Genomic DNA, 14,154 nt, shown 5'->3' on the forward strand with positions numbered 1-14,154 from the left:
ATAAACAAAGGAAATATAAAAATTTGGAGTGAAGAAATGAAATTGTTACGTATATATGAAAGGTTTAAAAATTGGCGAAATATTATTATTTTTATGAGTTGTATCTGGTTAGTAGCATGCTCTAATTACATTGATGCTATACGCAAGCCGATTGATGTGTCGCATTCGGGACAATCGGTTGAGATTAATTTTGAACTCAGCAAGCGCAAGGCTGGAAATTATCAATTTGCTCTGCTGTTTGCTACTGGGGGTGATTATAATGAAATAGACAGGCGATCTAAGATATTTGGGAGTGTTGATAAGGATGGGATTGCTATTCCCGTTTCTCTTCGTCTGGTTAAAGACGGAAAGGTTTTTTTTGACAAGAAGGTAAATGCGGTAAGGCTCGATGGGTGGCAAGCCTTCTATTACGAAAAGAGATTAATAAATACGACTGTGCGCGATATTAAAACACTTGAATTGCTCCCCGGACGTTACTCTGCGGTCATTACCACTCTGGAGGATGTTCCTGCCTTTAATGACATCGAGAGTTTTGTCGAGTTCGCCTATTACAATCCGAAAATTTAAGAAGATTTAAAATGGTATCAGTATAAACAAAGGAAATATCAAAATTTGGAGTGACGAAATGAAAGTATTACAGGTATACGAAAGGTTTAAAAATTGGCAAAACATTATTATTTTTATGAGTTGCACTTTATTAATAGCATGTTCTGAGCCCATTAATATATACAGACCGATTGAGGTGTCGCATTCTGATCAGTCAGTCAAGATTGATTTTGAAATCAGCAAGAAGGGAGATTATCAGTTTGCCCTGCTGTTTGCTACTGGGCGTGGTTTTGGTGAAATGCAAAGGAGGGATAAGTTGTTCGGAAGTATTGATAAGGACGGGGTTGCCATCCCCGTTTCACTTCGTGTGGTTAAAGACGGTAAGGTTTTTTTTGACGAGAAAATAAACGCTGTGGGAAGTGGTTGGGGGCGTACCTTCTATTACGAAGAGAGAAGGGTAAATACGACTGTGCGAGAAATTAAAACACTTTCGTTACCCTCCGGGCATTACTCTGCGGTCATTACCACTCTGGAGGATGTCCCAGCCTTTAATGACATTCAGAGTTTTGTACAACTCATATATTTTAATCCGAAGATTTGAAATGATATCAGTATAAACAAAGGAAATATAAAAATTTGGAGTGAAGAAATGAAATTATTACGTATATATAAAAGGTTTAAAAATTGGCGAAATATTATTGTTTTTATGAGTTGCACCTTATTAATGGCATGCTCTAAGTTCATTGATATATACAGACCAATTGACGTATCGAAGTCTGGTCAATCAGTCAAAATTGATTTTGAACTCAGCAAGGAAGGTAATTATCAGTTTGCCTTACTGTTTGAAACTGGGGAGGGTTATGATGAAATGGAAAGGCGGTTTAAGTTGTTTGGGAGAGCTGATAAAGATGGAGTAATAATCCCTGTTTCACTCTATATCGTTAAAGATGGCAAGATTTTTTTTGATAAGAAAATAAACGCTTCAGGGTCCGAAGGAGGGCGTGTCTTCAATTACGAAGAGAGAAGTATAAATACGGCTGTGAGAGAAATTAAAACATTTTTATTACCTCCCGGACGCTACTCTGCGGTAATTACCACCCTGGAGGATGTCCCTGTTTTTAATGATATTGAGAGTTTTGTTGAATTCACCTATTACGATCCAAAGATTTGAAATGGTATCAGTATAAACAAAGGAAATATCAAAATTTGGAGTGAAGAAATGAAAGTATTACAGGTACACGAAAGATTCAAAAACTGGCGCAACATTATTATTTTTATGAGCTGTGCCTTATTAATGGCCTGCTCTAAGCCCATTGATATATACAAACCGATTGACGTATCGAAGTCTGGTCAGTCAGTCAAAATTGATTTTGAAATCAGCAAGAAAGGAAATTATCAGTTTGCCTTGCTGTTTGATAAAGGGGATGACTATGAGGAAATGAAAAAGCGACTTGAATTGTTCGGGAATGTTGATAAGGACGGGGTAATAATCCCCGTTTCGCTTCATTTAGTTAAAGATAGCAAGATTTTTTTTGACAAGAAAATAAATGCAGGAGGACGTGGTTGGGGACAGTCTCTTGATTACGAAGGAAGAAGAATAAATATGGCTGTGCGAAACATTAAAATACTTGAGTTACCCCCTGGACGTTACTCTGCGGTAATTACCATCCTGGAGGATGTCCCTGTTTTTAATGACATCGAGAGTTTTGTCGAATTCTCCTATTTTAATCCAAAAATTTGACTTATTCAGAAAAAAACAAAGAGAAATAATCAGTAGAGGAAATAATAAGTATGGAAAAGAAATATACTGTAACCTATAAAGTTGCTCCGATGGGGGCTAAGTATGTTTATCAGGAAGATAAGAACGAACATAAAGCGGGAGACGTACACTCTTCAGCCGGCGGTCATATGTGGTATGTTTTGAATGACGGGAGCGGAAGTGAAATAAGTTACGGTTTTGAGTCAAGGTATGATGAACCGTGGGGAGAGGGGCGAGTAACGAATAATGATAATGCCGCCTATCAACAGACCTCTTACGAAACCACCGTAGAATTGACTGAATTTCAGTACAACAGGTTAAAAGCTTTTTCAGAAGGCCCATCGTTAGTTGGATTTGATGCTAAGCATTACAACGTGGCTAAAAACAGTTGCGTGGATTTCGTATTTGCATCATTAAAAGCCGTTGGCTATAACGAAAAAGGTTTCGAGGGAGAACTGTTCCCTAATCATAATCCTATGCATTTGCGTGATATGTTGCAAAATAATGGAAGTCGAATTATCCGTGACAACTTGAGTCGTTATATTCGTTATAGTGACTTTTATTATCTGGACGATGAAAGTGGTCGAGCGTGTTTATGGCTTAGGCCAGAGGATACGAAAATCACTCTACCGATGAAGCCATTGATTAACATCGATATCGTGTCCACGCCAAAACCTCTGCGGCATATTCAGGGCGAAAACAAAGCTCAGCAGGATGTTGCTAACGGGTTTATACAAAATTCTGCAACACATAAAATATCTGCCGTCGGGGATATGCTCAATAAAACAGACTTTGCCTCCACCCAGATGGCAGGTCTTGCCACCGGTGGCATTCGTCCCGGTGAAATGCAGCTCGACCCCAATGTCAAGCCCAACAGCTATCTGTCGGAGTTCTACAAGCCTTTCTACCAACCCGGAGACACTAGCAAGCTGGACTTCGGCCTGCGCAACGCTGTGACGTTGAACGGTTTATCGGCGATGACAACGTTTAACACTTATGTTGACCCGCTGTTATTGGATCTGAGCGGCAATGGTGTGCACATGACTGACATTCGTGACGGCGTGTTGTTCGACATGGATAACAGTGGCACGCTTAAGCGCAGCGGCTGGGCGGATCGCAATACCGGGATATTGGTGATCGACGATGGTAGCGGTCAGATAAAAAATGCCGGCCAGATGTTCTCCGAATACTACGGTGGTAAGGCCGGAATAAACGGTGCCGCGGGCGAAAAAAAATTCAAGGAGGGTTTCGGTGCCTTAGCCAGTGAAGATGCCAACAAAGACGGCGTGATTGATGAACGTGATCCGATCTGGAGTAAATTACGGGTCTGGGTTGATGGCACCCACGATGCAAAAGTCGATGCGGGCGAACTCAAAACACTGGCGGAATGGGGTATTACTCAGATAAACGTCCGGGCTTCGAACAAAACAGACGTCCGTGATGGGAATAAGGTCGTTGCCAGTGGGTCGTTTACTATCAATGGTAAAACTCAGGAAGTGCTGGCCGTCGACTTTCTTGGTGACCCCGTCAGTAATACCTTGAGTACTCAGGGAGCTGGCACACGAGTGACCTCCACTCACAACGATATCATAACCACGGCTTACGCCAGCCAGAGTGAAACAGATGAAACCTTAAATGCGGAGCAACTGGGAGTCAGCAATCTGTATGGTGGCAGCGGCAATGATACGTTGATTGCGGCAAAAACCGGCAGCTGGCTGGTTGGAGGCGCAGGGAGCAATACCTATGTCGGTGGTGCCGGCGATGACGTGTTTGTCATCAGCGCTTCTGACGATACGAAAAACATTCACGGCAATGGCGGGCACGATACGGCGATCATTGTCGGTAACCAAGGCGTGGAGCTGAACATGGGTCAAGCCAGTTTAACCATCGCCGAAGGCGGAAGCGGCAACGATACTATCATAAGCGGTAGTGTCAACGGTGTCTTTATCAAGGGCGGTTCCGGCAATTCGACTCTGATAGGTGGCATGGGTAACGACGTCCTGGTCGGCGGCAGTGGGCACAACACCATCGTTGGTGGCACGGGTAAGTCGGTTATCTATGCCGGTCCTCAGGGCGACACAATTTACGCCTCCAAAGACGGCAGCATCATTCACGCTGGCGGCGGCGATGATAAGATTTTCGGTGGTGTGGGTGACGATGTGATCGAAGTGGGTCACGGCAATGCTACGATTGATGGGGACGGAGGGGTCAACATCGTCAGCCTGCACGGTAACCACGGCGATTATCAAATTACCCGTACCGACAGTGGGTATGTGGTGGCCGATAAGGTCGCCGGGCGTGACGGCACGGTTACGCTGAAAAATATCCAAAAACTCAATTTTTCAGATATTTCGGCGGTTGATTTACAAACACCCAATGCGATGCCTGTCGAGGATGTCCTCACTCACGACAAGGACGGCAAGGTTTTTGATCGTACTCAGCCTCATCTGATTGCCGCAGAAAGTCTGCTGGCTAACGATCAACACCTTAACAGTCAGGGTACCCTGCGCATTGCCAATGTTGGGGATGCGATAGGCGGTACGGTCAGCCTCACAGCTCAGGGCGATGTCTTGTTTACGCCGGATGCAGATTACACCGGTGTCATTAGCTTTAAATATGGGGTAACTGACGCAGCCGGGAATCCGTCAGCATCGGTAGTCGATCTCAGCAGTGGGGAAACCGCGCCGATGCGCGCCGTTGCGACATTATTGACCCCGGAAGTCCCGCTCGATCCATTAGCTGCTCAACAATGGTATTTGAGCGATGCCAACATTCTGCCGGTCTGGAAGGACTACACCGGCAAGGGCGTACGCATTGGTCAGTTCGAGCCGGGCGGTAAGTTTGCCACCGCGCCTGAAATATTTGATATCAATCACCCCGACCTTGCGGCGAATGTCGACAAAGCTTGGTTGCAGACTCAACAAACCAATGGCACCTTGCCGAACGTGGTCTCCAACCACGCGACAATGGTGGCGGGTGTGATGGTCGCGGCGAAGAATAATACGGGTGGCGTCGGGGTTGCCCATGATGCGACGTTGGGCGGCTATTATCTGGCCAATGACGGTGCCGATCTTGCGGGACTGGGGCATATGGTCAGTTTTGATATTGCCAACAATAGCTGGGGATTTGCCAACGATTTCGCGCTCAGCAGCTTTCAGGGCGGCTCCATCAATACTGCCGCGTCGCTGAGCCTGAATGCGCAGTATGCGGCGGCTAATGGTCGTGGCGGATTGGGTACCGTCATCGTGGCGGCGGGCGGCAACCATCGTGCAGAAGGCGGCAATGCTCAGGGGTCGCTGACCAATAACAACCGCTTTTCGGTGGAAGTCGGTGCAATCAACGCACAGGGCGATTTGTCGACGTTGCAGATTGGCTCCTCACCCTTCTCCAATCCGGGAGCCAGCCTGTTGGTTTCGGCACCGGGCAGCAATGTCGTGTCTACCAGCTATATGCTGAAAACCGAACGTGGCTCAACTTTCGGCAATGACTACACCAGCATGCAAGGCACCAGCTTTGCCGCTCCGATAGTCTCCGGTGTTGTTGCGTTGATGCTTGAGGCCAACCCGAACTTAGGCTATCGGGATGTGCAGCAGATCCTTGCTCTGTCCGCTCGCAAGATCAATGACCCCTCTACCGCATGGAGCGATAATAGTAGCCATAGCTGGAATGGCGGTGGCATGCATGCCAGCAACGATTACGGTTTTGGTCAAATCGATGCGCGAGCCGCTGTTCGCCTGGCTGAGTCTTGGATGACTCAAAGCACCGCTGCCAACGAGTTCGTCTATAGCGCATCCAGCGGCCCTCTGGGGAAAACCTTGGCAGCAGGTGAAACGCTGACGTCGTCCATCGCCATGAATGCCGGTCTGAATGTCGAGCATGTCGAGATCGATTTTGACGCCCAGGCAGGCCGTCTTGGTGATCTGACGCTCAAACTGATCTCTCCCGATGGCACTCAGAGCATCTTGCTCAATCGTCAGGGTAAGGTTCCAGACGGCATGCCGGGCGCGAGTGCGACCGATCTGGGTAGTAGCCAGTCGGGGACGTTCAAATACAGCTTTATGTCGACTCATGATTTGGGTGAACGCTCGGCTGGCAACTGGACCCTACAGGTGAGCGATGCGCATTCCGGCCTGCCGGTCACATTAAATGCCTGGTCGCTACGTTTGTACGGCAGCAAGAGCACCTCGGATGACACTTACTTTTACACCGACGAATATATCCAATCGGTGGTCGGGCAGGCCAACCGCGCAGTGTTGGATGATGCGGTCAATGGCGTGGCGGGAGGGCGTAATACCCTCAATGCGGCGGCTGTTTCGCGGGATACCTCGGTCAACTTGCTGACCGGTGTTGCCAGCATTGGCGGCACAGCGTTGACAATAAAGAATCCGTCGGGCATTCAGAACATCGTCACCGGTGATGGCAACGATACGCTGGTCGCGGGTAATGCCGATGCATTGCTTGATGGCGGGCGTGGAAACAACACACTGGCAGGTGGTGCGGGCAAGGACTTCTTTGTGGTCCACCACCGTGAGGCAGGCAGCGATGTTATCAGCAACTTCGAGGCGGCTCGTGGCGAAATCATCGATCTGGTCGGATTTCGTGGAAAAACGTTTGCCGATCTGTTGCTGACGCAGCAGGGGGCGGATGTTAAGGTCGATCTGGGTAAGGGGCAGAGCATTGTCCTGAAAAATCAGCCACTCGCCGGGATCGGTGCGGCGAACTTCAAGTTCCAGGATACTTTTATCGCCCCGGTGGCTTACACGAATAGCGACGCCGCAACGCTCCAGCCACAAGAAGGCTTGGGAACCGTGATCCTTAAGGGCGGCGGCAAGGGCGTCATGCTCACCAGCGATGCTCAGGGGCAGATGAAATTTAGCTTGAATGGGACGATCTATAGTCATGACAGTGCGGCGTCAGACGTTTTTGTGGTGGCCGCCCAACCGGGTGCCAGGGACTACAAGAATGCATTACGTGGGTTCCGTCACGGCATTGATAAAATTGATTTGCGTCAAGCCGGCGTCACTGATTTCAGCCAACTCACAATTGCTAAGAGTCATCGTGGCACGATCAACGGTCTGTCACAAATTCATGGCGTTGAGGTGGTCTTTAATGGGGTCAGCGGTACTGATTCAAACGTGAAGTTGCTGTATCTCGATACTCTGGATACTTCGCAGGTCGATGCGGCCGACTTCCTTTTTGCGGAGCTTACACCAGATTTGGTCCCAACGGTCAAGCCAGTGGTGACGCAATCTCTTGATAAACCGACGGTGACTGTACCGGGTTCATTGACACCAATTGTCGACCCCCTTGGCGTTGATAAGCCTTTACCACTTTCCCCTATCGACTTGAAGCCGATTAGTATTCCCCCAAGGAAGCCGGTTAGCATTCCCCTTATTGACTGGAGTCTGACTAAAATTTCTTCTATTGATATTGACCGGGATATGATTAAAGTTACCCCTGTTGAGCTGAATCCGACCAGAATTAACACTGGCCTTGTCGACCTGAGGTCGCGTTTTGACCAGAATGTTGACCGGATGTCACTGATTGACCGGAAGCCGATTAGCACTCCTCCTGTTGAGCCGCGCACAACACTTAACGTTCCGAAAATTGAGCCAGCAGTGGAATCTACACCGGTGACCACTGACCCTGATTCCATTACGGTCAAAAATCCCTTTTCCGAGGTTACGTTGGGGGACGAGAGCAAGACTATCAATGTGAAAGCTATGGATAGCAAAATAGTTGCCGGTAACGGTGACAATAAGGTTAATGTGATGGACCGCTTTGCCGATATCACGTTAGGTAATGGTAAAAACGTCATTGTTGGCAATATCGACAAACTAACAGTTGGACATGGCAACAACACCATTAAAGCGTCGGGAACCTTCACGAAAGTAAACGTCGGGGATGGCAATAACCATATCGTGACCCGCGGTGAGATGTCGACGGTAGAAGTCGGGAATGGTGATAACCATATCATGACCAGCGGTATTATGTCGAAAGTAAAAGTCGGGGAGGGTAATAACCATATTGTGACCAGTGGTACTATGTCGACGGTAGAAGTCGGGCATGGGGACAACGATTTGGAATTTAGTGGTGATATGGGGAACTTGGTGTTTGGAAAGGACATCAGCCCTGAGCGTCTGTGGTTCCAGCATGAAGGGCAGGATCTGCAAATTTCGGTCATTGGCAGCAAGCAGGAGGTAACGCTGCATAATTGGTATGCCAATTCCACCGAACGACCACGTAACATCATGGCCGGTGATGGTCATCGGTTGATGGAAAGTGATGTCGAAAATCTTGTCCAGGCGATGGCTGCCTTCGCGCCGCCGACACCTGCGACCACAATGCTCGGCGATGTCGAGCAACAGCGGCTGCAACCTGTGCTGGCAGCCAACTGGCACTGATCGGTAACAAGGCCCGCGATGGTTATCGCGGGCCTTATAAATAGGTGAATTGCGCCGTTTAAATGTAAGCGCCCCATATGGGGACTTCTGCCTTTCGACAGGCAAAATGTCTAACTGTTGGGGCGCGTTTCACAATTTAATATGAATGGAAAATACAAAATAACCATTTATTTAATCGCCAAGTATGTCAGTCAGTGTGGAATTAAAAACAGATTAACGGTGTTGCGCTTATTATGTGAATCCAGGCTGTGGTTCCAAATTCAGCATAAGAATTTTAGAACGGCGCTGATAGTTATATAACACTTGTTTCTGAATCGGTAGCATTGAGAGTTCTGCGGGCTCAAAACCTCGCTCTTGGAACCAATGAATGCTGCGGGTAGTCAGAACAAACAGTTTTTCCAGTCCGAGCTGTTTGGCGTGTTCCGCAATGCGATTCAGTAATACTTCACCTCTTAAAGAGCTGCGGTATTTAGGATTCACCGCTAAACAAGCCATTTCGCCAATTTTCTCTTCAGGATAAGGGTAGAGCGCGGCACAGGCGATAGTTAGGTTATCGCGTTCGATAATGATGAATTTATCAATTTCTCTCTCAAGTTGTTCTCTTGAACGGCGAACCAGAATACCCTGTTGTTCCAGTGGGCGAATAAGTTCGAGAATACCACCAATATCATTGATATTAGCTCGGCGTATTTGTTCCGCACTTTCCATCACTATTTGAGTGCCAATACCATCTCGGGAGAATAATTCTTGAAGTAGAGAACCATCTGCCTGATAACTTAATAAATGGCTGCGACGAACGCCACGACGGCAAGCTTTTATTGCACTCCGCAAAAAACAGACTGTGCCTGAATAGTAGTCACCTTTAACTTCTAGCTCTTTAATCAGTTCCGGTGCTTGATTAAGAAAAACTTCCGATAGAATTTTTCCGTCTTTGTCTTGTACACCTTGAGTAGAACAGAATCCAATCAGTTTTTCAGCCTGTAGTTTGATAGCTAATTGAGTAGCAACATCTTCAAATGCCAGATTAAAACTCTCTCCGGTGACAGAAACTGCGACAGGGCCAATTAGCACGATTGCGCCATTGTCTAATTGACGATTTATGGCATGCTCATCGATACGGCGAATTTTTCCGCTGTGGCAATAATCCACACCATCATCAACGCCAAGAGGTTGAGCAATAATGAAGTTACCACTGACAACATTAATGTTGGCACCTTGTAACGGGGTATTATTCAAATTCATAGAAAGGCGTGCAGTGATATCCAGTTGCAGCAAGCCAGCAGATTGTTTGACTAATTCTAATGTTTTATTATCGGTAACACGGGTGTGTTTGTGGTAAACCGGTTCGTAATGATGGTCTGCAAGGTTTTGCTCAATTTGAGGTCTGGCACCATAAACGACGACCAGGCGGATGCCTAAACTATGCAGTAATCCTATATCGTTGATAATATTGGTAAAATTTTCGTGAGCAATAGCCTCTCCACCAAGCATGATAACAAAAGTTTTACCACGGTGTGCATTGATGTACGGAACAGAATGACGAAATCCTTCAACTAACTCGGTGCTTCGTTCTTTCATAATAGGCTCTCGATTGAATTTTTATTCGTAATTTATGCTTTTTTATTCCTTTTGAGAGAAAATGGCAAGAGGCAATTCAGGTAAAAACATTTTGATATACCTGTAGACGTTAATAATTTGCAAAATATAAAATGCTTTTCATTGACGACAGCATAATGCTGATTGGTTAGCGTTTTTCACTTGATCGTTTCGTTTGGTGAATATCACCCTGAATGTTTATATTTTATGAATGGAATATTAGTAGATGAGTCATTCAGATCATAATCTGTCACGACGTCGTTTGTTGCAGGGAGCCGCAGCGATGTGGTTGCTTAGCGTTAGCCAGGTGGGTTACGCAGCGTCAGCAAAAATTATCGCAGTACGTATTTGGCCGGCCTCTAGTTATACCCGTGTGACGCTTGAGTCCAATATTCCACTCAAATATCGCCAGTTTGTGCTAAAAAATCCAAATAGAATTGTGGTTGATCTTGAAGGTATACAACTGAATCATACTCTAAGTGGGATGGGGGAGCAGATTCAATCTCGTGATCCTTATCTTAAACTGGTGAGGGTAGGGCAGTTTAATCCTAAAACGGTTCGTTTGGTGTTTGAAGTTAAGCAATCGGTCAGCCCACATATGTTTACTTTGAAACCGGTGGCGAAATTTAAACATCGTCTGGTGTTGGATATTTATCCGGCAGAGAGGGTTAATACGGATGATGATCCATTGCTTGCCCTACTTGAAGAGTATAATAAAGGTCATTTAGCAGAAGATCTGCCAGTAGAAAAACCAAAGTCGGGCAAAGCAGGTAAAGACAGGCCAATTGTTATCATGCTCGATCCTGGACATGGTGGTGAAGATCCTGGTGCTATTGGCAAATATAAAACTCGTGAAAAAGATATTGTTTTGCAAATTGCTCGTCGATTGAAAACGCTCATTCAGCGTGAACCGGGTATGAAAGTCTATATGACCCGTAATGAAGATGTGTTTATCCCGCTCAAAGTCCGGGTGGCAAAAGCGCGTAAGATGCGGGCTGATCTCTTCGTTTCTATTCATGCTGATGCTGTTACTAACCGAGTTGCCCGTGGCTCTTCGGTTTTTGCACTCTCGACTAAAGGTGCAACCAGTAATACCGCACGTTTTCTAGCCCAGACGCAAAACGAAGCTGACCAAATTGGCGGAGTGAGTAAAAGCGGTGATAAGTATCTGGATCATACGATGTTTGATTTGTTACAAACTGCGACAATCAATGACAGCCTTAAATTTGGTAGCGAAGTGCTTAAGCGTATGGGCAAAGTGAATAAATTACATAAAAATCGGGTGGATCAAGCTGGATTTGCGGTACTGAAAGCACCAGATATCCCTTCGATTCTGGTAGAGACTGCGTTTATTAGCAATTTGGAAGAGGAGCGGAAACTGAAAACCGCACGTTTCCAGCAGCAAATCGCAGAGTCAATTTTTGCGGGTATCAAAGCTTATTTCAAGAATGGGGGTAATTTGGCAATTTGAGCTTGCCGCTATGGGTAATTTTTGCTGTTAAACAGGGAAGGAGGCTATTTTCCTTTAGCCTATACTCCCTGCCCTATTTAGTGGGTAGTGATAGGTTGAACTGCCAGGCGCAAGCCCATGACACGCAGAATCGTGCTTAGACTTCTAACTTCCGGGTTGCCCTCGGCTGACAAGGTGCGATAGAGCTGGTTCGGATTCAACTCAGCTTCCTTGGTCACGTTACGAACTCCACCGAAAGTGTTCTCCTATCTGTTTCTACTCTTCCATTCACGCCAGTATTCACACGCTCTGGGTTTTGCTTACGTTTGTCGCCGCCGCAGAGCAGAAGAACTACAGTTAAGCCAGATTTGGCGTAATAGACCCGATACCCTGGCCCTATGTCAATGCGCAGTTCCCAGACACCCTCGGACAAGGGTTTGTGATCAGTTCCATGCGCATAATGCGTCGGTCAATGGCAATTTGAGCCTTGGTGTCACGTACTATGTTCTCGCCATTCTTCAAAGACATCACGTCCGTTGTTGTCGATATAGTGTCGTATCTCATTCATGGCTTTGTTATCGTTTATAAACGATAACAAAGCCAGAAATGACTATATGTGGATATTTATCATTAAACCGAGAGCAGATACGATGACGAAAAAATTATCTAAAAGTCATTATGAAGTTGCTTTTGGAGTTTGTATGCTGAAATGCATAGAGAATTGGTTGCGGGGGCCGGATTTGAACCGACGACCTTCGGGTTATGAGCCCGACGAGCTACCAAGCTGCTCCACCCCGCGTCCGTTTTGATATTTTGATTAGCGAAAATTGGTTGCGGGAGCCGGATTTGAACCGACGACCTTCGGGTTATGAGCCCGACGAGCTACCAAGCTGCTCCATCCCGCGTCCGTTTAGAACCTACTTTGTATTTTCCTGCATCACTAACGCCTGCTGGAATCGGTTCCATTCGCAAATATTGAACTACTTTATAGTGTTGGTTGCGGGAGCCGGATTTGAACCGACGACCTTCGGGTTATGAGCCCGACGAGCTACCAGGCTGCTCCATCCCGCGTCCGATGCGGGCACTATACTCAGGATAAGATCTGTTGCAAGTTTTTTTATTAATTATTGTTTGTTTCGTTACGTTTTTGATTAGTTACTCTGCGTATCGATGTTTTTCTATTCGTTTGTGTCGTTGTTTTGTTAAGTTATTTTTTTTATGGTAAGTTTCATCGTTTCTATTGGTTTAGTATTTTGTTCGCCACAGAGTTATGTTGGTAAGAGAGAAAACAACAATGAAATACTGGGGTAAGTATCTGTTGTGTGGAACCGTGATTTCACTGTTGGTTGGATGTCATTCTCGCCCAACAGCACAGGGCCAACAATATAGAGATGGTCATATTGCTCAGGATTTACGGTTGGTTAATCAACCTAATGCGCAGGGTAAGCCAGTTAATGCAAAGGATTTTTCAGAGCAGGTTGCGCTGATTAGTCAGTCTGCTCCTCGTCTGTATAATCGTAATAGTTTAACTTTTGACGCTGTTCAAAACTGGATGCTAGCGGGTGGTGAAACCAGTAAGTTGCATCTGTTTAATTTACGCGCTTACCAGATGGAAGGTGTGGATAATTACGGTAATGTCCAATTTACCGGCTACTATACGCCAGTGTTACAAGCTCGTCGTGTTAAACAGGGAGAATTTAAATATCCTCTGTACCGGATGCCGCCTAAGAGTAAATACCGTTTACCAAGCCGAACTGAAATAGACAATGGCGCCCTTAGCCCCAGTCTGATTATTGGTTATAGTCGTTCACTGATTGATAATTATATTATGGAGGTACAAGGGAGTGGCTATGTCGATTTTGGTGATGGTGGGCCACTGACTCTTTTGGGTTATGCCGGTAAGAATGGCCATATTTACCGGAGCATTGGCAAGTTGCTGATTGAGCGCGGAGAAATTGCGCAGGAAGATATCTCCATACTGGCGATTCGTAAATGGACAGAATCTCACAGTGAGGCAGAAGTCCGTGAACTGTTGGAGCAGAACCCATCATTTGTTTTCTTTAAACCTGAAAACTATGCACCGGTACGTGGTGCGAGTAGTGTTCCTTTAATTGCAAAAGCTTCTGTGGCTGCTGATAAAATGCTTATTCCACCAGGAACAACCCTGTTAGCAGAGATACCTCTGTTGGATAGAGAGGGTAAGTTTACCGGTCAGTACCAGATGCGGCTGGTGGTTGCATTGGATGTTGGTGGGGCGATAAAGGGACATCATTTCGATATCTATCATGGTATTGGTGGGGAGGCAGGTATAGCGGCAGGTTTCTATAACCACTACGGTCGGGTTTGGGTGTTAAAAAAAGCGCAGCCTACCATGTTGATGGTAAGTCAGTGATTGCTCT

General features: G+C 46.2%; 10 protein-coding genes and 3 tRNA genes. 7 read left to right on the forward strand and 6 right to left on the reverse strand.

Annotated features, from left to right (window positions below; all coding sequences use genetic code 11):
- Nucleotides 1-36: 36 nt before the first annotated feature.
- Genes PluTT01m_RS03265 through PluTT01m_RS03285 form a run of 5 tightly spaced genes read left to right on the forward strand, consistent with a single transcriptional unit; the run spans nt 37 to nt 8,709 of the window.
- Nucleotides 37-567 (forward strand): DUF5625 family protein, encoded by a 531-nt coding sequence (locus PluTT01m_RS03265; RefSeq protein WP_011145015.1) that lies wholly within the window; start codon nt 37-39, stop codon nt 565-567.
- Between the two features lie 58 nt (nt 568-625).
- Nucleotides 626-1,147 (forward strand): DUF5625 family protein, encoded by a 522-nt coding sequence (locus tag PluTT01m_RS03270; RefSeq protein WP_011145016.1) that lies wholly within the window; start codon nt 626-628, stop codon nt 1,145-1,147.
- A 48-nt stretch (nt 1,148-1,195) separates the two neighbouring features.
- Nucleotides 1,196-1,717 carry a DUF5625 family protein gene (locus tag PluTT01m_RS03275; RefSeq protein WP_011145017.1) on the forward strand — a complete coding sequence of 174 codons (522 nt, stop codon included), beginning with the start codon at nt 1,196-1,198 and terminating at the stop codon, nt 1,715-1,717.
- Nucleotides 1,718-1,765: 48 nt separating this feature from the next.
- Nucleotides 1,766-2,287, forward strand: a complete 522-nt coding sequence (locus PluTT01m_RS03280) for a DUF5625 family protein (RefSeq protein ID WP_011145018.1) — start codon at nt 1,766-1,768, stop codon at nt 2,285-2,287.
- Between the two features lie 50 nt (nt 2,288-2,337).
- Nucleotides 2,338-8,709, forward strand: coding sequence for an SPM autocatalytic domain-containing protein (locus PluTT01m_RS03285; RefSeq protein WP_011145019.1), 6,372 nt, complete (start codon nt 2,338-2,340; stop codon nt 8,707-8,709).
- Between the two features lie 231 nt (nt 8,710-8,940).
- Here PluTT01m_RS03285 and argA read toward each other — a convergent pair whose 3' ends face one another.
- Nucleotides 8,941-10,287, reverse strand: coding sequence for an amino-acid N-acetyltransferase (argA, locus tag PluTT01m_RS03290; RefSeq protein WP_011145020.1), 1,347 nt, complete (start codon nt 10,285-10,287; stop codon nt 8,941-8,943).
- A 244-nt stretch (nt 10,288-10,531) separates the two neighbouring features.
- Here argA and amiC point away from each other — a divergent pair, with 244 nt between their 5' ends.
- Nucleotides 10,532-11,776: an N-acetylmuramoyl-L-alanine amidase AmiC gene (amiC, locus tag PluTT01m_RS03295; protein ID WP_011145021.1), complete on the forward strand. Its 1,245-nt coding sequence runs from the start codon at nt 10,532-10,534 to the stop codon at nt 11,774-11,776.
- A 77-nt stretch (nt 11,777-11,853) separates the two neighbouring features.
- On the opposite strand, the gene PluTT01m_RS03300 is transcribed toward amiC, so the two are convergent.
- From PluTT01m_RS03300 to PluTT01m_RS03320, 5 genes are all read right to left on the reverse strand, one after another.
- Nucleotides 11,854-11,994: a helix-turn-helix domain-containing transcriptional regulator gene (locus tag PluTT01m_RS03300; protein ID WP_011145022.1), complete on the reverse strand. Its 141-nt coding sequence runs from the start codon at nt 11,992-11,994 to the stop codon at nt 11,854-11,856.
- Nucleotides 11,991-12,188, reverse strand: a complete 198-nt coding sequence (locus tag PluTT01m_RS27360) for a type II toxin-antitoxin system RelE/ParE family toxin (RefSeq protein WP_011145023.1) — start codon at nt 12,186-12,188, stop codon at nt 11,991-11,993. The genes PluTT01m_RS03300 and PluTT01m_RS27360 overlap by 4 nt, the downstream gene beginning before the upstream one ends.
- A gap of 289 nt (nt 12,189-12,477) precedes the next feature.
- A tRNA-Met gene (locus tag PluTT01m_RS03310) sits at nt 12,478-12,554 on the reverse strand.
- Between the two features lie 29 nt (nt 12,555-12,583).
- A tRNA-Met gene (locus PluTT01m_RS03315) sits at nt 12,584-12,660 on the reverse strand.
- 89 nt (nt 12,661-12,749) lie between these two features.
- Nucleotides 12,750-12,826, reverse strand: a tRNA-Met gene (locus PluTT01m_RS03320).
- A 223-nt stretch (nt 12,827-13,049) separates the two neighbouring features.
- On the opposite strand from PluTT01m_RS03320, the gene mltA reads away from it, so the two are divergent.
- A complete protein-coding gene (mltA, locus tag PluTT01m_RS03325; protein WP_011145024.1) occupies nt 13,050-14,147 on the forward strand; it encodes a murein transglycosylase A in 1,098 nt (365 codons plus the stop codon).
- The last annotated feature ends 7 nt before the right edge of the window (nt 14,148-14,154 follow it).

It is taken from the genome of Photorhabdus laumondii subsp. laumondii (genome assembly GCF_003343245.1).
In the GTDB taxonomy this organism is placed as follows: Bacteria; Pseudomonadota; Gammaproteobacteria; order Enterobacterales; family Enterobacteriaceae; genus Photorhabdus; species Photorhabdus laumondii.